Annotated in this window: 17 protein-coding genes and 2 tRNA genes; 6 read left to right on the forward strand and 13 right to left on the reverse strand. The window is 69.0% G+C overall.

The features are described from left to right. Positions 1–27: 27 nt before the first annotated feature. The 3 genes from J4573_RS40855 to J4573_RS54695 form a co-directional block, all read right to left on the reverse strand. Positions 28–100: transfer RNA gene (locus J4573_RS40855), tRNA-Ala, on the reverse strand. 33 nt (positions 101–133) lie between these two features. Next, positions 134–865 (reverse strand): HAD family hydrolase, encoded by a 732-nt coding sequence (locus tag J4573_RS40860; protein WP_208261528.1) that lies wholly within the window; start codon positions 863–865, stop codon positions 134–136. A 56-nt stretch (positions 866–921) separates the two neighbouring features. Next, a complete protein-coding gene (locus J4573_RS54695; RefSeq protein WP_307797310.1) occupies positions 922–1,041 on the reverse strand; it encodes a DLW-39 family protein in 120 nt (39 codons plus the stop codon). Positions 1,042–1,282: 241 nt separating this feature from the next. On the opposite strand from J4573_RS54695, the gene J4573_RS40865 reads away from it, so the two are divergent. Together J4573_RS40865 and J4573_RS40870 are read left to right on the forward strand one after the other, a co-directional pair. Beyond that, positions 1,283–1,501: a hypothetical protein gene (locus J4573_RS40865; protein ID WP_208261529.1), complete on the forward strand. Its 219-nt coding sequence runs from the start codon at positions 1,283–1,285 to the stop codon at positions 1,499–1,501. A 754-nt stretch (positions 1,502–2,255) separates the two neighbouring features. Further along, positions 2,256–3,047 carry an SDR family NAD(P)-dependent oxidoreductase gene (locus tag J4573_RS40870; protein ID WP_208261530.1) on the forward strand — a complete coding sequence of 264 codons (792 nt, stop codon included), beginning with the start codon at positions 2,256–2,258 and terminating at the stop codon, positions 3,045–3,047. 790 nt (positions 3,048–3,837) lie between these two features. Here the strand turns inward: J4573_RS40870 and J4573_RS40875 are convergent. The 4 genes from J4573_RS40875 to J4573_RS55670 all read right to left on the reverse strand — a co-directional run bounded on the left by J4573_RS40875 (position 3,838) and on the right by J4573_RS55670 (position 7,247). Further along, entirely contained in the window at positions 3,838–4,773 is a 936-nt protein-coding gene (locus J4573_RS40875; RefSeq protein ID WP_208261531.1) for a DMT family transporter, read from the reverse strand. A gap of 52 nt (positions 4,774–4,825) precedes the next feature. Beyond that, positions 4,826–6,268 carry a helix-turn-helix domain-containing protein gene (locus tag J4573_RS40880; RefSeq protein ID WP_307797311.1) on the reverse strand — a complete coding sequence of 481 codons (1,443 nt, stop codon included), beginning with the start codon at positions 6,266–6,268 and terminating at the stop codon, positions 4,826–4,828. Next, positions 6,225–6,458: a hypothetical protein gene (locus tag J4573_RS40885; RefSeq protein ID WP_208261532.1), complete on the reverse strand. Its 234-nt coding sequence runs from the start codon at positions 6,456–6,458 to the stop codon at positions 6,225–6,227. The genes J4573_RS40880 and J4573_RS40885 overlap by 44 nt, the downstream gene beginning before the upstream one ends. An 87-nt stretch (positions 6,459–6,545) precedes the next feature. Beyond that, positions 6,546–7,247, reverse strand: a complete 702-nt coding sequence (locus J4573_RS55670) for a helix-turn-helix domain-containing protein (RefSeq protein ID WP_307797312.1) — start codon at positions 7,245–7,247, stop codon at positions 6,546–6,548. Between J4573_RS55670 and J4573_RS40895 the strand changes: the two genes are divergently transcribed. The 3 genes from J4573_RS40895 (at position 7,213) to J4573_RS40905 (ending at position 9,672) form a co-directional block, all read left to right on the forward strand. Beyond that, entirely contained in the window at positions 7,213–7,977 is a 765-nt protein-coding gene (locus J4573_RS40895) for a methyltransferase domain-containing protein (RefSeq protein ID WP_208261534.1), read from the forward strand. The two genes, J4573_RS55670 and J4573_RS40895, sit on opposite strands and share 35 nt — an antisense overlap. A gap of 780 nt (positions 7,978–8,757) precedes the next feature. After that, a complete protein-coding gene (locus J4573_RS40900) occupies positions 8,758–9,087 on the forward strand; it encodes a VOC family protein (protein ID WP_208261535.1) in 330 nt (109 codons plus the stop codon). Between the two features lie 117 nt (positions 9,088–9,204). Further along, positions 9,205–9,672, forward strand: a complete 468-nt coding sequence (locus tag J4573_RS40905; protein WP_208261536.1) for a hypothetical protein — start codon at positions 9,205–9,207, stop codon at positions 9,670–9,672. A gap of 245 nt (positions 9,673–9,917) precedes the next feature. On the opposite strand, the gene J4573_RS40910 is transcribed toward J4573_RS40905, so the two are convergent. Both J4573_RS40910 and J4573_RS40915 read right to left on the reverse strand, forming a co-directional pair. Further along, positions 9,918–10,628, reverse strand: coding sequence for a dienelactone hydrolase family protein (locus J4573_RS40910; RefSeq protein WP_208261537.1), 711 nt, complete (start codon positions 10,626–10,628; stop codon positions 9,918–9,920). A gap of 668 nt (positions 10,629–11,296) precedes the next feature. After that, positions 11,297–12,445 (reverse strand): SGNH/GDSL hydrolase family protein, encoded by a 1,149-nt coding sequence (locus J4573_RS40915; RefSeq protein ID WP_208261538.1) that lies wholly within the window; start codon positions 12,443–12,445, stop codon positions 11,297–11,299. Positions 12,446–13,138: 693 nt separating this feature from the next. Here J4573_RS40915 and J4573_RS40920 point away from each other — a divergent pair. Continuing rightward, a complete protein-coding gene (locus J4573_RS40920; RefSeq protein ID WP_208261539.1) occupies positions 13,139–14,161 on the forward strand; it encodes an AF_0692 family protein in 1,023 nt (340 codons plus the stop codon). A 525-nt stretch (positions 14,162–14,686) separates the two neighbouring features. Here the strand turns inward: J4573_RS40920 and J4573_RS40925 are convergent. The 4 genes from J4573_RS40925 to J4573_RS56415 form a co-directional block, all read right to left on the reverse strand. Next, a complete protein-coding gene (locus J4573_RS40925; RefSeq protein WP_208261540.1) occupies positions 14,687–15,631 on the reverse strand; it encodes a peptidase inhibitor family I36 protein in 945 nt (314 codons plus the stop codon). Between the two features lie 70 nt (positions 15,632–15,701). Continuing rightward, on the reverse strand, positions 15,702–16,541 hold the full coding sequence (locus tag J4573_RS40930) for a peptidase inhibitor family I36 protein (RefSeq protein ID WP_208261541.1): 840 nt from the start codon (positions 16,539–16,541) through the stop codon (positions 15,702–15,704). 1,647 nt (positions 16,542–18,188) lie between these two features. Next, a tRNA-Ile gene (locus J4573_RS40935) sits at positions 18,189–18,263 on the reverse strand. A gap of 100 nt (positions 18,264–18,363) precedes the next feature. Beyond that, on the reverse strand, positions 18,364–19,326 hold the full coding sequence (locus J4573_RS56415; protein ID WP_307797313.1) for a DUF3566 domain-containing protein: 963 nt from the start codon (positions 19,324–19,326) through the stop codon (positions 18,364–18,366). Between the last annotated feature and the right edge of the window lie 6 nt (positions 19,327–19,332).

The following is a 19,332-nucleotide window of genomic DNA, read 5'->3' on the forward strand; positions in this document are numbered from 1 at the left end:
TGATTCGGCTGGGGGCGTTTTCGCGGGTGGAGCCTAGGGGATTCGAACCCCTGACACCCGGCTTGCAAAGCCGGTGCTCTACCAACTGAGCTAAGGCCCCTTGGGTGCGCCCAGAGGATGGGCGCGACACAGCTTACCGGTGGTCGGCGGGGACTGCGTCATCGTGGCGCAGTGGGAGGGGGAGCAGGGCGAGGTCGGCGAACTCGGCGACGCTGGGGAGAACGTGGGTGGCGCCGGCCGTGCGGAGGCGGTCGGCGTCGTGGGCGCCGGTGAGGACGCCGGCGACGATGGAGGCGCCTGCGCGGCGGCCCGAGAGGACGTCGTTCTCGGTGTCTCCGCAGACGGCGATGTGGCGGACGTCGTCGATGCCGAGGCGGAGGGCGGCGGAGAGGACCAGGTCGGGCCAGGGGCGGCCGCGGCCGCCGTCCTCGGGGGACAGGACCAGGTCGACGCGGCCCCACCAGCCGAGCGTGTCGACGACGCGGCCGAGGGTGCGGCGGCTGAAACCGGTCAGCAGGCACACTCGTATCCCGGCGCCGGTGAGACGCTCGATGGCGTGCTCGGCACCGGGTATGGGCGCGAGGCCGCGGCGGTCGATGACCAGGTCGTACGAGCGTTCGAACGACAGGTTGGCCGCCCGTGCGCGGGCCTCGTCGCCGACGAAGAGCGTGCGGAAGATTTCGATCTTGGGCTGGCCTCGCGACGCGTGGACGCGGGCCATGGCACGCTCGTGGGCCGCCGTACCGGAGACGATCCCCATGGTGGCGATCGCCTCGGCGAAGGCGGTCTCGACGGCGTCGCCGTCGGCGACAGTGGTCCCGGCGAGATCGAGGCAGGCGATGGTGATCCGCTCTGCTTCGCTCACGCCGGGGCCTCCCTCGAAGTCAGTCTCCCGTGCTCCGCGGGATCATCGCCGGCGATTCAGCTGTCGGAGGACGTCGCCTCGGTCCACAGGTCCAGCTCAGCACGGTCCTGCTGAAGCCGACGCCAGACAGCGAAGCCGCCAAGAGCAAGAACAGCGAGAACAAGCAGCTTCTTCACGGTGGGGACCCCTTCACCTCGACTATGAAGCCAACCGCCGGGGGCTACGGATCATGTGACTATTCCCCCAGGCTCTCCGCAGCCTAGCAACCCGCGCCGGGCGCTCCGCACCCCGTCGCCCTTATCGGACTCTTCGTCCAATCAAGACGCCTGGTGGTGCGAATGCTGTGACGTTCACGCCATCTCGCCGGGCGGGACGATCAGCCGCATAATCGGGCAACGGCGGTTCTGGGGAGGACCGATGAACGCAGAGGACGACTTCGGTCTCTGGGAGCGCGAACTGAAGCCCGAGATCCCGCGCGTTCAGGCCGGCTCGGCGAGCGGCCGCGGCATGGTCGCGGCGGCGGCCGTCGTGGCGGCGGGCTGCACCATACTGATCACCCTCGGGCAGGCGCCGCTGGGCGCGGCCGGCCTCATCCTCTCGTCGCTCATCCTGCTGCTCTGGCGCATAGGCATGTGAACGTGTGAACGCGCGGCCGGTGACCTGCCTTGCTGGGCCGTCGTGGGCCAGGTGGAACGGACGGTGTAGCGGCGGGTCGAGGTGTGCCCGGGGCCCGCTGGCGTGTTCCTGAAGTGAGGCGAGTCGGGCGTGGGGAGTGGCGGGCTGCGCGTGGGAGTTGCGAGCTGGATGTGAATCAAGGTGAGCCAGAGCGGGAGTGGGCCGCGGGTGAACCTGGAGCGGTCAAGCTGTGCCGGAAGCGGGCCGAGCTATGCCGAGAGTCGGCGGGCTGTGCCAGGAGCGGGCCGGGGAGAGCCTCGCGTGGGCAGCGGTGAACCGGATGTGAGTCGAGGCGAGCTGGGCGGGGGCGGGTCGCGGGTGAACCGGGAGCGGGCCCAAGCTGTGCCAGGACGGGCGGGCTGCGCCAGGAGTTGGCGGGCTGTGCCAGGAGTCGGCGGGCTGTGCCGGGAGTAGGTCGGGGTAGGCGGGTCTGCACCGGAGGCGGGCCAAGAGCGAGGCCGGGGTGGGCTATGAGAGGGGCGGGGTTCGCCGAGGGTCTGGGGGTGGCTCTGGGCGAGCCGGAAATGAGCCAGGCGCGGAACGAGGGTGGGCCGAGAGCGGGACGGAAGGTGGAGCGGGAGCGGGGACGGGGGTGGGGGTGCGGCGGGAGTGGGTCGGAGGTGGGCTTGGGGTGATGTTTGCGGATGGGGTGGGATCGGTCACGGATGCTCCGCTTTCGTGGACCACGCGTGGATTGCGGTGACATCATCCGCCCATGGACGTGCGAGGCGCGAAGGTCTTGGTGACGGGTGCCACCGGCGGCATCGGGCAGGCGATCGCGGTCGCTCTGGCCGCGCGCGGTGCGGAACTGGTGCTCACTGGGCGCCGTACGGACGTGCTCGATCCGCTGGCCGAACGGCTCGGCGGTCGCGCGATCGCCGCTGACCTGGCTGAACGTGACGAGGTCGAGGGGCTACTGGGCAAGGCGGGCGAGCTCGACATCGTCGTGGCGAACGCCGCGCTGCCCGCTTCTGGACTCCTCTCCGACTACACGATCGACCAGATCGATCGTTCGCTCGACATCAACCTGCGGGCGCCGATCGTGATGGCGAAGCTGGCAGGAGAGCAGATGGCGGCGCGCGGTCGCGGGCACCTGGTCTTTATCTCCTCGCTGTCCGGGAAAACGGCGTCCGGGCAGGCCTCTCTCTACAACGCGACCAAGTTCGGCATGCGGGGATTCGCTTTGGCGCTACGCGAGGACCTGCGGCCGCACGGCGTGGGAGTTTCCACGGTGTTCCCAGGCTTCATCCGGGACGCGGGCATGTTCGCCGAGGCTGACGTCGAGCTGCCCAGGGGAGTCGGCACTAAGAAGCCGGAGGACGTTGCCCGCGCGACGATCCGGGCCATCGAGAAGAACGTCGCCGAGATCGACGTCGCTCCGATCGGTCTGAAGCTGGGCGCCATCGTCGGCGGCGCGGCCCCCAGCCTGGCCGCCGCAGTCCAGCGCCGCGTCGGCGGGAACAAGATCATCGAAGACCTCGCCAAGGGTCAGCGCGACAAGCGCTGAGCCTCCCCGGCCCGCGTTCAGGCGTTGGAGGGCTGGCGAATGTTGGAACAGCTCGCTGGTAGTTCGGCTTCTCGTCGTTGCCTTGGCTGCCCGGTCGGTTGCCCGGCAGGATCCAACGTCGGGATCTACAGCGGGGCTGGAGGCTGGGGTCGGGGCAGTGGCATCGGCGGGATCGGCACTCGACGAATCCACGTACGAAATAGCCCTCAGCGATCAGCCCCCGCCAGATCACCGGTAAAGGCCGGTCGCCAAAACGACTGCGTTGTTGCGATGTGGGTGGCGTCGGCGAGATCGGCGGTGGTGTCGAGGGCAGCGACGTCGGTGGGTTCGGTGGCGGCGACTCGGTTGCTGTCGCCAGGGGAGCAGCGGCGTCAGCGCCAGGGGCGACGTTAAGCATCGGCGGTGGGTGGCGCCAGCGAGGGCAGTGGCGTCGGCTCGCTTGGTGGTGGCGGGGTTACTGGCGGAGTCCTGGCGGCAGGGCGAGCAGCGGTGTCAGCGCGGTCGTTGGCGTCAGTGAGTGCAAGTTGGTCGGCGCGCTTGGTGGCGGCGGCGCGGTTGCAAGCGGGGCCTCGGTTGCAAGCGGGGCCTCGGTTGCCAGCGGGAGCCCGGTTGCCAGCGGGAGCCCGGTTGCCAGCCGAGAGCCCGGTTGCTGGCTCCCGAGCGCCTGGCGTGGAGGGCGGCGCGAGCGTCGGCTTCAGCACGCTGCTGGCCGTGGTGCGGGCGTCGGCGCGTGCTGACGTCGGGGTGTGTCTCGTGTCAGCGCGTTTGGTGGCGGCGGCGCGGGTGGGGGTCAGGGGCGGGGGCCTGAGGTGGTGGCGTCGACTGGGTCGCTGGTGGGGGCGGGGGCCTCTGTGGTGGGGGCGGGTTGTGGGGTGCGGCGGGCGGTGGCGAGGACGGAGCCGCAGAGGATCAGGACGAACGAGATGACGATCGTGCCGGTCAACGGCTCGCCTAGCAGGATGACGCCGGCGGCCACTGCGACGGCGGGGTTGATGTACGTGAAGACCATTGCCCGCGACGCACCGACCTCGCGGAGGAGTTCGAAGAACGCCAGGAACGCCAGCGACGTACAGAGGACGCCGAGGCCGACGAGTGCGGCGAGGACGCGGCCGCTCGGCATGGCGTTCGGCCAGGTCGCGATCGCGGGCGCCGTGTAGACGAGCGCGGCCAGGGTGAGGCAGGCGGCGGTGAGCGGCAGGCTCGGGATGTCCGTCAGCTTCCGCGACATGATCAGCGGCGCGGTCGCGTAGCCGATCACGACGAGCGTCACCTCGATGAGCGACACCGCGTTCCCGCCGTCCAGGTGGGGTGCGGCCAGGACCGCCACGCCGACGAGGCCGAGGAGAAGGCCGCCCCAGCGCGCGGGTCCGAGTCGTTCACCGTCACCGGTGAGCCGGGCCAGAACCACGCCCACGATCGGCACCGCCGCGATGAGCAGCCCGGTCATCGAGCTCGACAGGCGTCGTTCGGCGTCCGACAGCAGGGCCCACGGGCCGACGATCTCCATTACGGCGAACGCGAGGAGCGGCCGCCAGTGGCGCCGGAAGAGCTCGAACCGGACTCCGCCTCGTACGGCGAAAGGAAGCAGCAGGGCGGCGCCGAGCGCGGTCCGCGCGAACACCAGCATGGGGACCGACACCCCCTCGACCGCCACCTTGATCATCAGGTAGGGGATCCCCCACAGCACGCTCATCAGCGTGAACAGCACCCAGCCCCGGCGACTCACTCGTTCTCCCGTCGGACGTCCGCGCGCGGCCCCGCGGTGAGGCGCGCACCGCTCAGCCTGCGGTGCCGCCGCGCCCGGAGTCTTGAACGCTGTTGCAAACGCCATCGCGAATGCCGCCGCCGATGCCATCGCGAATGCCGCCGCTAAGGCCACCGCGAATGCCGCCGCCGAGGCCGCTGCGCACCCCGTCACGGAGGTCGTCGCGAATGCCTTCGCCGGTGCCGTTGCGCACGCCGTCGCGGATACCGCTGCGTACGCTGGTGCGGTACTCCCCCGGCGTGACGGCGAGGACGCGACGGAACCACCTGGTGAGATGCGCCTGATCGGCGAAGCCGACGAGCGATGCCGCCTCAGCCGGGCGGTGGCCGGCGTCCAGGAGGCGGCGGGCGCGGCCGACTCGGTGCTGGGCCAGCCAGGCGTAGGGCGGCATGCCCATGGAGTCCCTGAAGGCCCGGAGCAGTTGGTAGCGCGACAGGCCGAGGTCGGCGGCCAGTTCTGCGAGCGTCGGGGGATCGGTCAGCTCGTCCGCGAGCCGGTCGGCGACCGCGCGCGCGACCCGCGCTCGCGCCGCCCCGGACGCTCCTGCCGCGAGGTGCACCCGTCCTGCTGCCTTCGCCGAACGTGCCGTACGGCAGCCATGGCGCCGCACCAGCACGCGCAACACCTCGAGGAGCCGAGACTCGCCCTCGAGCGGATCGCCGGAACGGCTGAGAACGAGATGGACGCGCCTGAGTTCGGCCGCCAATTCGGGATCGGGAACGATCGCGTCCCGGAAATGCGGCAGAGCGCCGGACGTCTCGGTGGAGGCCGGGTCGTCGTCGTCCGTTAGGCCTGCCCCTTCGGCGAGCAGGGCCGCTCCCGGGTAGAGGACTCGGTACGCGAAGCCACCGATCTCGGCCGGGCCGCCCGTGTGCGTCTCCCCCGGCTCGACCACGACGATCGAGCCCGGCCCGGTGAGATGCCGCTCGCCCCGGTAGTCCATGACCTCGACGCCGTCGGTGCACACCCCGATCGCGTACTCATCGTGGATGTGCGGCGCGTAGTGCCGACTGCCGATCCGTGCGGCGAGCAGATCAAGAGCAGACCCTTGGATCCCGCCGACCCGCGTCCACACCGCCCGATCCGGCCCCGGCCGGAGAGCCCCGTCCACCCCAAGCGATCCCGATTCGCCCGCACCGAACGACCCGTCCGCCGCGTCAGCGCCGAGCGGCTCGTCAGCGCCGAGCGGCTCGTCAGCGCCGAGCGGCTCGTCAGCGCCGAGCGGCTCGTCAGCGCCGAGCGGCTCGTCAACGTCGAGCGGCTCGTCAACGTCGAACGATCCGTTAGGGCCGAGCGTCCCAGCTGCTGCCTTGAGCGCGCCATTCGCTTCGCGAACTCGACCCGGCCGGAGAGCTTTGGCAGGGCCGAGAGACACGTCCGGAGGAAGGGGCCCGTCAGGGGCGGTATTGGCGTCAGGCCGAGAAGAGGTGCCGGAGCCGCCAGCGGTCGTCGTCACGGCTGAGCTCCGCGATGCCCACGCCGTCCGCGCCGGTGATGCGGACCCGGTAGAGCCCACCGTGAGGGGACGACCCGTAGGTCTTCAAGACCTCGTCCACGGCGTACCGCGAGCCCCGCCAGTTGTACGCGGTGAGCCGTCCGGCCAGGTCGTGCTCGGCATGAACCGGCTCGTTGAGAAGGTGCCCCATGAGTCCGCGAGCCTAGCACCACGTCGAACGGGTGTTCGCCGAGGTCAGATGCCTCCGAACGAGGTGAGAGCGCCCCTGCCTGCACGGTCATGCTCGCTCCGCGCCGACAGGATTTTGATGACGGGCTGCACCCGGGCGTGGCGGAGTCAGGCCAGCCCGTTCGGCGACCACTGTCTGGAAATGAACGCACTCGGCCAGGTCCTCGTGGTCGCATCCGAGCGCGTTGTCGATGAGGTTCAGCGACGCCTGCGCCTCGGCGATCCGCCGCGTGAGCTCGGCACGCTGCCGCAGCAGAACGTCCCGTCGTTCAGCCACATCGGCCGTCGTCAGCATCGCGCGAATGTCCTCCAGCGCGAAGCCGCCGTCCTTGGCAAGCAGGATCATCGCGACCCTGTAGACGTCCCCGCGCCCGTACCGCCGCCGCTCTCCAGCGACGCGGGACGGCGCGAGCAGCCCGACGCTCTCCCAATGCCGCAGAACGTGAGTCGCCAGCCCAAAGCGAGCCGCGACCTCCCCAATGCTCAACACCCCCGCAACACCCGACGCCCCAACGGCGGCCGAGGACCCCGCCGCGCATAGCGGCTGCGCGCCACCCAACGACTGCGCGCTGCCCGGTGACTGCCTAGTGCTCGTTGGCTGCGCAGTGCCCGAGGGCTCCGCAGCGCCCGAAGGCTCCGCAGCGCCCAGCGAGCTAGCTGTGCTCAGCGGGTCGGCGCTTGACTTCATGTCGACATTAAGTCGCACGCTGGGCGCTATGTCCACAGCACCCTCAGACATCGAGGCCCTCATCCCCTTGCTCGACGCGGTCGACGCCACACCCGGCGCCGCCGAACTGCGAGCCCGGTCGTACGAGCTGCTCGGCGCAGCCCCCGGCTCCCTGGTGGTCGACATCGGCTGCGGCGCCGGGTGCGCGGTGGCCGAGCTGACCGATCTCGGCGTACGGGCCGTCGGCATCGACCTCAGCGAGCAAATGGTCGCGGTGGCTCGGCACCGCCGACCGGACTGCGACGTACGTCTAGAAAGCACCTACGAACTGCCCTTCCAGGATGGTGAGGTGAGCGGCTACCGCGCCGAGAAGGTGTTCCACAACCTCGCCGATCCCACCCGCGCGATGTCCGAGGCCCGGCGCGTACTGGTCTCAGGCGGACGCATCGTGCTTCTGGCCCAGGACTGGGACACGGTCATCATCGACTCCAGCCACCCGCAACTCACCCGGACCATCGTTCATGCCCGAGCTGACCAGATCGAAGTGCCGCGCGCGGCTCGCGCGTACCGGAACACCCTCCTGGACGCGGGCTTCCAGAACATCCACGTCGAGGCGCAGATGGGGATCTTCGCCGGCCCGTCCGGCCACATACTCCAGCCGATGCTGGCTGGACTGGCAGACGCGACACACAAGGCCGGAGCCATCACCGAGGCAGAGGCCGACGCCTGGCTGAACGATCAGCGTGAACGCGCCCAGACGGACCGCACGTTCATCGCCATCCCCATCTTCATCGCCTCCGCAACCGCACCCTGACGCCCGGCAGGCGCAGCGAGCGTTCGACGTGGCGGACATCGCAAGCGCCCGTCGTCACAGACGTAGGCGAACGAACTCCTCGTCAGACGGCCGCGGTCAAGCGTCAGGGGCGACCCCTAATCGGCTGTCGCCAGCGAGGCTCCGCCAACTGGCATCACACGTAGCCGTAGAGCTGAGCGTCAGGCGGCAGACGTGGTGGCCGTACGTGGTGCGCGCACTCGACGGGTGGGCGCACGTGGCGAGCCCACGTCGCAGCAGACGTCATGGGCGGAACGTTGCGGGCGGGGCCTCGCGGGCGAGCTGCGAGCGGACGCGGTCGGCGGACGCGGTCGGCGGACGCGGTCGGCGGACGCGGTGGCCATACGTGGTGCGCGCACTCGGCGGGCGGGCGCACATGACGAGCCCACATCGCGGCAGGCGTCATGGGCAGAAGGTTGCAGGCGGGGCCTCGCGGGCGGACGGGGTCGGCGGACGCGGTGGATGGACGTCGCGGCGAGCGTCATAGGCAGGGCGTCGCGGCAGGCTTCATGAGCAGAACGTTGCGGACGCCGCGGCGCGGTGCGGCGCGAGCGGACCCGGCGCGAGCGGACCCGGCGCGAGCGGACCCGGCGCGAGCGGACCCGGCGCGAGCGGACCCGGCGCGAGCGGACCCGGCGCGAGCAGGAAGTTGCGGACCGGGGCTCGCGGTCGGGGGCTGGGGGCGGCCGGCGGTGGTCAGGGGGTGGGGGTCGTGGGGTGGGTGGGCGGGGTAGGTAGAGGGGCATGATTAATGGGGCGCACGTGATCATTTACAGCAGGGATGCGGAGGCGGACCGGGCGTTCATCCGGGACGTGCTGGAGTTCCGGGGCATCGATGTGGGCGGGGGTTGGCTGATCTTCAAGCTTCCGCCCGCCGAGGTCGCCGTTCATCCGGCCGAGGAACCGCAGCACGAGCTCTACCTGATGTGCGACGACCTGGAGAAGACGCTCGAGGAGCTGAAGGCCAAGGGCGTGGAGGTCACGCGGCCGCCGAGCGATCAGGGATGGGGGGTGCTGTCGGCGATCCGGCTGCCCAGCGGCACCGAACTACCGATCTACGAGCCGCGTCATCCGCCGGCGCACAGCCTCTGACCCTGATTTCGCCAGGACATTTGTCCTTTCCAATGTGGTGTTAGTTGACTCTGCAGCGGGATGGGGCCTGGGCGCCACTCTTGAGAGGTCAGCGGGACACGGCCTCAAGGAGCAGAAATGATCGGCGCCGGCACCCTCACCCGCAAGCAGACCTCGGCCCCGGCTTCCACCCCCGCGCAGGACCTGGCGAACGTGAAGCCGCTGCCGATCTGGTTCTTCGGGTTCGAGGGCCTGATGGGCGCCGCCTACGACGTGTGCCACGTCTGGCAGGGCGCCTGGATGGTCCTGGTGGCGTTCGGCGCAGTGAACGCGATCGTTGGCATGACCGTGCTGCGCGGCCGGATCAAGCTGGTCAAGGCGATGCTCAAGAACGGCCGGACCCGCAAGATCGCGTTCGGTCTGATCGCGCTGCGGATCGGGGTCCACGTGGCGCTGGCCGCGGTCGGCGCCGATGTTCACTCGCCGGTCGCGCACCTGGCCCTGGGCTCGCTGATGACCGCCCTGACGGTCGCGCTCCTGTGGTTCGACCAGCGCGTGACCTTCCGCGCTCTGGGCCTGATCCCCAACCGCGCGGCAGCTGCCTGATCCTGATCTCGAAAGCAGGGGCGGCCTCCCGGATGTACCTCCGGGAGGCCGCCCCTCTTTCGCGTACGGCCCCTCTTTCGCGTACGGCCCCTCTTTCGCGTACGGCCCCTCTTTACGTACGGCCAGCTCGGCGTGCGGGCGACTCAGCGTGCGGGCGGCCTGCCCTACGGCCAGTTTGGCGTGCGGCCGGCTTGAACCGCGACCGGCTTCGTGTCCGGCCGGACTGTGCCCAATGCGGGACGCGGTCAGCCCTTGTTCTTGCTGGTGGGCAGGTGCCGAGCGAGGAACCCCTTGGCGGTTTCCCAAGCCCGTTCGGCGGCATCCGGAACGTGGAACATCGCCGAGGCGTGGTTGTGGAAGGCGTGCCCCGCGTCCTCCTGAACGTGGATCTCCGCGTTCGGCCGATCCCGGACGGCCTCCTCGACCGTCGCGACCTTCTCGCGCGGGATGTACGGGTCGGAGCCGCCGAAGTGGAACTGGATCGGGACGCCGATCTCCCCCATCCCGTCAAGCTGGTCGATCACGCCCGAGCCGTAGAACGACAGGACCACCGACGGCCCCTGCCGTACGGCCAGCAGGTACGCCATCGTTCCGCCGAAGCAGAAGCCGAGCGTTCCCGGGACGCCGTCGGTCTCGGGAAGACCCTGCAGGTGCTCGAACGCGGCGTACAGATCGTCCAGGCCTGTGGCGAAGTCGAACCGGGACACCATGCCCATCGAGTCGCGGGTGCCCTCTTCGGTGTGGGGCGCCCGCCAGTTCGGCTGGAGCCTCCAGAACAGGTCGGGCGCAGCCACGACGTACCCGAGGCCGGCCAGGTCCTCGGCCACGTCGGTGATGTACTCGCCGACGCCGTAGATCTCCTGGATCAGCAGGATCCCGGGTCCGTGTCCGCTCTCCGGAAGCCAGACCTTCTGCTCGAACGAGCCGTCCGGCACGGTCACCGTTTCGGTACGCATGGCCCTCCTCTAGGGGTGATCGCTCAGACTCTCGCACATCCCGGAGTTATCCACAGGCGCACACCCGGATCGTCCACACGCGAGGGCCTGTACGGATGCCGTTCCGGGGCGCTCGTCTCCACAGCGGAATCCCCAAAAGACCAGTGTTTTCCAGGGCTCTTACCGTTCGGCGTCCTCAGTCGGCCGCCCCCGACACCGTCCCTCACAGGCCTGACTCGGCCATCCACACACTGTGGATAACAACCCCGCACAGCATGCGGATCACCGTCCCGAGCCGTACCCACCGGTCGTCCCCCAGACGGTCCCCAGACCACCCACCGGTTATCCACCATCGGGATAACGCTTTGAGCAGGCAGGACAGGCGACTAGCCGTGGACCTGAAGCCTCACGTACACAGCCTGTGAGCGAATCGCTTCCACATCACCCGCATGCCGGTGGACAAAGTTGCCCACCGGCATTCCTCAGCGAAGTCCCCAAGGGATCACGCGTCTGTACACACACGATCCCCGCTATGCACAACCGATCTCCACACGACACTCCGACACTGCACCGCCCAGCGCGCCCGGCGCCCGGCACCCCCACGCTCCGCACCCATGCTCCGCACTCGCATCTGACCAGCGCCACGGTTGCGGCCGCTGCCGCCTACCCCCGACCGCCCAGGCCCACGTTCAGAGGGACTTGAGGTCAATTGCCGCTGCCAGCGCGTGATAGCCGGCGTCGTTCGGGTGGAGTCCGTCCATGAAGACGTAGCCCGGCCGAGGCAGCTCAGGGTCAGCGGGATCGGCCATGACCTTCGCCAGGTCGGCCACCGAGTCGTACTCCCCACTCGTCCGAACCCACTTGTTGACCGCCTGCCGGATCCGCTCCGCCTCCTCATCCCAGAGAGGAAACAGCGCCCCCTTCATCGGCCCGATGGTCACCCCGATGACCTTCACCCCACGCTCATGCGCGGCCTTGATCAGCTGCCTGTAGCCCGCGATCAGCTGCTCCGCCGTCACCTTCGGGTTAGGCCGTACGCACGGATCATCGACCTGTGGCGCGCCGATGTCGTTCGCCCCCAGGTGCACGATCACCGACCGCACGCCCGGACGGTCGAGCACGTCGCGCCGGAACCGCGCCAACGCGCTGTCGCCACCGCACGCCGACCCGTTCAGCAGCTTGTTCGAGCCGATGCCCGCGTTCACCACGCCCAGCGGACGACCGGCCGCCATCAGCCGTTCGGCCAGGTGATCGGTGATCCTCCCGTCTGCCTCCGGCGTCGACCCGACACCGTCGATGAGCGAGTCGCCGAAGGCCACCACCGTGTCCCGGCCCGCGCGGCCCGCATTGCCCTCGGTCTCGACGCCGCTCAGGAAGTACCAAGCACCGGTCGATTCACCGAAAGGCTCAGCGGCGATGTCATTCAGGTGATCGCCCTTGGCCCGGTACGTCTTCCCCAGCGCGAACCGATGGAATGTCGCCGGACCAGTGGCCTGCGCGAAGCGCAACGTCACACTCAGTTTCTCCAGCGCCGAAGTAGTCAGCCCCACAGGGTCACTGACTACCCCCCTCCCAGCAGGTATGACCGCGCTCGCCGAATGCCCGAACGTCAATCGCCGCATCGTCTTGGGCCATACCAAGGCCCCGCCCGCCGACCGCCCGACCGTCGCGCCGCCCACCCGCAGCGGCTTGTTCCCGTACGCATTGGACAAACGAATCCGGACCGTCCGTCCGCCGGCGCTGACCCGCACGATCTGCCGTACGGTCTGGCCAGCGGCAAAGCCCTCACGCGACCAGTTGAGCCCGCTGTCCTCGTTACCGGCGACCGGCCGCTGCATGGCGGCTCCCCATGTCACCGCCCACCGCGTCCCCGTGCCGTGCTTCCCCGAATCGAACGCAGCGGACGCAGCGGACGCAGCGGAATTCGTAACGGAACACGCCGCCACCGCAAGCAAGGCGCCCCCGCCCAACGCCCGAACGGCACGGCCGGAAAGAGTTGTGATCTCCATGCCTCAATCCCAGCCCGCCAAGCCCGCAGAAACAGCGGGGCAGACCCCCAACCTCAGGTATCCCCAGCCCTACCCGCCCGCTACTGCCAAGCCCTCACAGCAACCTTTTCCCACACCCTGTGGACGGCGTACCTCACAGACCTTCACCTCGAAAAACAGGCCCTCATCCGCCGCACATCCCCAATGAGATCCCCAGCCGACCCCGCACAGCTACACACCACACCGCAAGCGCCCTATCCAATGCCACCGCCACCCTCCGCACTCACAGACAGGAAGGCCTACAGCACCCGGCCCACAACCCAATCCCGAGCATCCATTCGTCGCCTGCCGCAACCCCTGGAGAGAACGCACCCACTAACGAACTGACCTGATCGCTCAGCTGTGCCATGCTCTGTGCCTTATCTGGGCGGCCAGAGGTCTAGTAGCAGTGGTCCGAAAGGCGGTGAATGTCTGGCCGGTTGGCCGACACGCCTGGTCGACAGGCCGATGTGACGTAAGGTGGCCGCTCTTAGCATCTGGTGAATGGTCGATCTTCGAAGCACTCCGCACCGGTGGCGGCCGGTTCTCGGGCTGCTCCTGCTGGCTCCGCTGGTCGGCGAATACCTGCTGGGCAATACGCCGGTCACCGACTTCGGGTCGCTTCCGCTCTACCTGCCGCTGTACGGATGCGGTGCCTTGCTGATCCGGGAAGTCGCCAGGCGCACCGGCCACGGTTGGCCGACAATGCTGCTCCTCGGGGCGGCGTACGGCCTCTGGGAAGAGGGCCCGGTCGACCAGATGCTGTGGAACCCGCGCTATGGAGGCTTCGACTTCGGCCTCACTTATGCGGGGACGCATGTGCCGTTTCTTGGAACGAGCGTCGCGCTGCTTCAGGACGTCGTGTCCATGCACATGATCTGGAGCATCTGCGTGCCGATCGCCCTCGTCGAGGCGTTCAGGCGCGATCGGCAGCGGCCCTGGCTCGGGCGGGTGGGCCTAGCCATCACCGCGCTCGTGTTGGCCGCAGGCTCTGCGGGCCTGGCAGCCATTCAGTACGCCGCCAACGGTCACTTCATGGCCTCGGCGTGGCAGTGGACCGTCGGCCTGGTGCTGATCGGCGGACTGATCCTGGCTGCGTTCCTCGTGCCGCGTGTCCCCAAGCGGCAAGGTGAGAGCGCAGCTCCGAGCCCGTGGCTGGCGGGATGCGCGGCGTTCGCCCTGACCAGTGCGTATTGGGTCGGCCAGGCGGTGCTCAGGGATCGAGTGTCGGACTGGGTGTTGGTCATCGGCTGGCTGGCGCTGGCCGCGATCGCCGTCGCCGTGGGCATCAGCTGGTCGCATTGTCGCGGTTGGGGAGCTCAACACCGCGCCGCCGTTGCCGTCGGCGCCCTGCTGACCTACGTCTGGGTCGGCTTCACCCACGCGAGCGACATGGGCGTCTCGCTGTCCACTGCCCTCATCGGCAACATCATCTTTGGAACGGGAGCACTCGTCCTGGCCGCAGCCGCCCTCCGTTCAGCCAGCTCGACCGATCATGCAGCCAACTCAACCCAGCCGGCCGCCTAGCCCCCGTTCAGCAGCCCACACCGTTCAACCAACTCAGGCCGCTCAACCGCCCTAGCGGGGCTCACCCTGCTGGCTGAGCCAGTCCCAGTTCAGCCGCTCAGGCCGTTCAACAAAGTCGGGCCGCTCAACCGCCTTGGTCGGCTCAGACAGCTCACCAACCTCCGTCTCTTCCGCCTAGCCGACTTCGCAGTTCGTCACGTTCGGCAGACCGGGACAGCTGCGGAGACGCGCACCAGCGGCACGCGATCCACATCCTGTGGATGGGCGCTGCCCACATGACCTGATCAGCGAAGAGAGGCTGATCCGCGCGCAGCGTCCTCACCTGGATCCCCAGGTTGTCCACGTCACGATCTTCCACAACACGCCCTCGTTCCAGATGCCACACCGGCCGACAACCCGATCTTGCATCTCGCGCGCCCCGGGCAGAAAACGCCGGTTCCCCGCCGCGCACGAGGCACGGCGGGGAACCGGGTGAGCTAGGAGCTGAGGCCTAGCGCCAGAGGTCGGAGACCTTGAGCATCACGACTACTTGATGGCGATGTTGCTGTAGTAGGCCTTCAGGATCCGGGCGTAGCCCCAGCCGGCGTTGGCCTTGTCGCGGGAGCCGACCTGCGACATCCAGTTGCCGGTGACCCAACCGCCGCAGGCGGTCGTCGTGGCGCAGTACTGGGCCTTCATGATCTTTCCGCTGCGGGAGATCCGCTTGTTCCAGGTCGCGTCCACCGCGGCGCTCGTCCGCGCGGTCGCGGAGCCGGGCACGTACACCTGGCTGCTGGTGCTGTCGTAGACGTCGAAGCAGCCCGCGCTGTTCCGGAACGTCGAGTGCAGCGTGTGCCACCAGCCGAAGCTCTTGACGGCCATCGCCCCAGCCTTGAGGGACTCGGTCGGCCAGCTCGGGATCCACTCCTTGGGCAGGACGTTCTTGACGTAGTAGTTGAACGACACCCGGTCGACCCGGTGCAGGCGCGTGCGGTAGACGAGGATCGTCTTCGGCAGCCTGGTCTCCGTGCCGTCGCCCTTGCAGGTGTTCCCGGGCTTGGGGCCGATGTGGTGCGAGGCGTTCTGGTTCTTCAGGCCGGCGACCAGGTTGGCCTTGGCGCCCGGCTTGATGGCCTGGGACTTACCGCCGTAGTTGCTGTTGTAGTAGACCCAGACGGTTTTCTTGGAGCGGTTCCAGACAGAGGCGGCGTGGTTCTTCACGCACTTGCCCTTGCCGGCGCCCTTGCTCTTGAAGTCGTAGCACTTGGGCTGCTTGGTCCCGTAGTCGGCGACCGAGCTGGTGAAGTCGGAGAGCGAGCCCTTCAGGCCGCTGTTGTAATACAGACAGAACTCACCGCTGTCGCACTTGCCGTTGCGGCCGGCGGCCAGGGCGGGCGATTCGCTGACGAGGACCGTTCCGCTGATCGCCACCACGGCGGCGGCGGTCGTCGCGGCGAACCGCGAGAACAGCCGTCCAGTACGTATCGACATGTTGTCCTTCTCTTCTATGTCAGCCCCGGCACCGGGCCGGCGGGCGTGGTGCCGGGGGCCTCGTCATCGATCAGTGGTTGGCCTGGAACCAGGGCTGCGTCCAGCCGAGGTACGGCTTGCCCCACTTGCTCCGGATGGCGGAGATGGTGGTGACGGTCAGGGTGCCCCGGCCGTTGATGTCGTTCGAGACGAACTTGCCGCCGCCGATAGAGATCATCACGTGACCGTAGCCGCCGGAGAAGAAGGCGAGGCCGCCCGCGGGGACGTTGGTGCTGCCCGGGTGCTTGAAGCGGGACGGAACGGCGAGCCAGTGGCGGTAGGCGCTGGTCGAGCCGGAGGCCGAGAAGCCGTACGCCAGGCCCACCACGTGGTCGCAGCGGTTGGCGTAGTCCTTGTGGTAGGTGCGCGTGATGTGCGACTTCGCCCACGCGACCGCCTGGGCGCACGAACGCCGGTCACCGGTGCCGGAGGTCGAGCAACCCGCCGTGCTGCCGGGGCCGATCTGGTGCGACGCGTTGTTGTTCTTCAGCGTGGAGTTCAGGTTGGCCTTGGCGCCGGCCTTGATGTCCTGGTAGCGCCCGCCGAAGTTGCTGTTGTAGTAGACCCGCACGGTCTTCTTGCTGCGGTTCCAAGCCGAGGCGGCGTGGTTCTTCACGCACATGCCCTTGCCGGCGCCCTTGCTCTTGAAGTCGTAGCACTTGGGCTGCTTGGTCCCGTAGTCACCGACCGAGCTGGTGAAGTCAGAGAGCGAGCCCTTGAGCCCGCTGTTGTAGTAAAGACAGAACTCGCCGCTGTCGCACTTGCCGTTACGGGCCGCCGCCGAGGCGGGCGCTGCGGTGCTGGCGAAGACTGAGCCGCCGATCGCCATGACGGCGGTCGCCGCGGTAAGAATCCGGGGGAGCGTTTTCACGCTGTTCTCCTGTTCCCTTCGGAGCGGGGGGATGTATAACGCCCGTTCGAGCTCCGCCAACTCGGTTGATCTTGGGGGATATTGGCAGAATGGGACGAGTTACGCCAGAGCCTTCCTCTATCGAACGGGCGGGTTTCCGGAGCAGAGGGCTCTGCCCCAGGGCGGACCGCCGGCTGAACCGCCGGCGTCGTGCTCGGCTACGTCCTCCGACCGGCCGGTGGTGGGCGTGAGTTCAAGCACATTCGGACCGCCATTCCGTTCATTGCATGGGTGAGGGCCCGAGCAGAAACGAAGGAGGCCCTTGCGGGGAACGCGACCTTTCGGTCGCTGCAGGGCAACGTTGGCAGTCCCCCACCACCCCGGCCAAGAGAACTTCATCCAGAAGCCGTACAGCGAACGCTGGACAAATAGATCCCCAGGTCAGCCACCCCATCCAAACCCCCGCTCCCCACCCCCACAGCGCCCCTCACACCCCGCCCCCAATAGGCAGCCCCCTGCCCACAACGCACCAAGCACCCAACGCATCCAGAGCTCGACACCAAGAGCCCAACGGCCACCAACTCCACGCCACGCACGGACCATCGCCGATCGATTAGCGGCAGCTGCATCTAGCCACCGTGTGCGCAGGCGCCACGCAAGGGCCACACGCCGCCGTAGACGCCCTCTGCATTCGCCCACCGCGCTCTGGCCGCGCAATTACCGCTCTACCCCCAGCCAGCCGCCCTCGTGGACATCGTCGGCCGCACCGACAACAGCACGGCTGCCTGCACACCGGGCCAGGCTGGACTGTGCCGAGCCGGGCTGTGCCGAGCCGGGCTGTGCCAGCACCTGCCGTTCGCGCGCCGACAGCACGCGGGTGCCCGGTCCTTGCGGGTCTCGGCCAGGCGCGCGGCCACCGAAGGAGCCAGCACGGTCTGCCCAGCGGCGGCCGAACGCACCCCTGCTGCCGGTCCCGGAAGGCGGCCAGCGCGGCTGTCATGGTGTTGAACGACCTGCCCAGCCGCGCGCCCTCCGCCGCTGATCGCCGCTGATCGCCGCTGACGCGCCTACGCACCAACATCGACTGCTGCTGCGTTCGCAGGACACCGGGGCCTCTGCGAGCTCATGGCGCGTGACGTTCTCTTCAGCTGGTAGCCAGCCGCGCCCGCCTCCACGGTGCGGCAGGGCCGGGCCGGGCCGCGCGGCGACGCGTTAGCCCTCCAATCGCGTACGCGCGTTAGCTGCAGTGAACCGACTCCGGACGGGCTCGTCGCCAGTTGGGTCACGGTGGCTGCGTCCGGCGGCCCTGTGCAGGCGAACCGCAGGGCGCGCTGCGAGCTCGCCGTGTGGTGGCTGCGCCTAGCTGGAAGACCGCAGGGCGCCCGCCTCCACGGCGCGCAGGCCTGCCCTGGTTACTCATCCTCGGACGGCGCACCCATGTGGCTGGCCGCAGAGGCCCTCTATGGGTTCTTGCCGCCTGGCCACGTGCGCGCTGGCTGCCAGAACGTGGTGACCGCGCTGTGCGGCCGTGAGGTCCCGACCGCGTAACCACGCCATGCTCTGTGGCGACCGCGCCATCGCGGCCTCGGGCGCTCGGCGTCCGGACCGTTGGGGGTGGAGATCGAAAAAGGGTCTCGGCTGGTGCCGAGACCCTTTTGGTGTGTGCGGTGGGCCTACCTGGACTTGAACCAGGGACCTCTTCCTTATCAGGGAAGCGCTCTAACCGAGCTGAGCTATAGGCCCGCACTGCTGCCGTCCTTGCGGCGCAACGAGAGATTACCCCATCTGGCGGGGCGACCGGTAATCGATTTCGATGCGGGCGCCTGGACGGCATGCAGAGTGATTATTCGGCCTCCTTGAGGGTGACCTCCACGCCGCCGACGAGGTCCGCGGCGAGGTTGTAGATCACGGCCCCGACCGTGGAGAGGGCGGTGATGAGGAGGACGTTCAGGGCGCCCACGAGGACCGTGTAGCCGAAGACGCGGACGAAGGAGAACCAGCTGCCGGCGTCCAGGCCGCCGGAGTTCTGGCCCTGCTCTCGGGTCAGGTCGTTGACCGTGCCGCTGATCGCGTCGAAGACACCCAGGCCGGACAGGATCACGTACAGGACGACGACCGCGACCAGCAGGACCACGAAGCAGACCAGCGACATCACGAAGCTGAACTTCATGACCGACCACGGCTCGAGGCGGGCCAGCTGGAGCTGGGCCTTGCGCGCGGACTTGGCGTTCGCAGCGGCCTTCGCGGGGCCCGGGTTGGCCGATGAGGCGGGCGCGGGCCTGTCCTTGAGGGCCGTACCGGCGAAACCGGAGCCGGCGGGCGGGCCGGGGGTGCCGGAGCCGGCGACCTCGCGGCGGCCGAACGGCTTGTCGCTGCGGCCGCTGGAGACCGAGCCGCCAGGCTCGGCCGGCTTGGCCCAGCTCGGGCTCTCCTTGGGAGAGTCCTTGGGCGGGTCCGGCGGGCCGCTGACCGGCGGCGGGGCGACGGCAGGCGATTCCGCGGCCGGGACGTCCTTGGGCGCGGTGTCCTTGACCGGCGGGATCTCCGGGCCGTCGATGCGCGTGGCGTCGCCCGGCTCGGCGTCCTTCTCCGGCTCGGTGACCTTGCCGAGGTCGGTACGGGTCTCGTCCGCGGACGGCTTCACCGGGCCGATGTCCACGGTCGCCTCGTCCCGGCCGGGCTTGGACGCCGCCGAGGTCTTCTTGGGCTTGGTGTCCTCGGCCTTGTCCGCGCCGTCGGACGCGGAGCCCGTTCCCTTGCCGGCGCCGGTGGACCGGCCCTTGCCTTTACCGGGCTGGGTGCTCACGTGTCC

Origin of the sequence: Actinomadura barringtoniae, assembly GCF_017573505.1 — a bacterium.
In the GTDB taxonomy this organism is placed as follows: Bacteria; Actinomycetota; Actinomycetes; order Streptosporangiales; family Streptosporangiaceae; genus Spirillospora; species Spirillospora barringtoniae.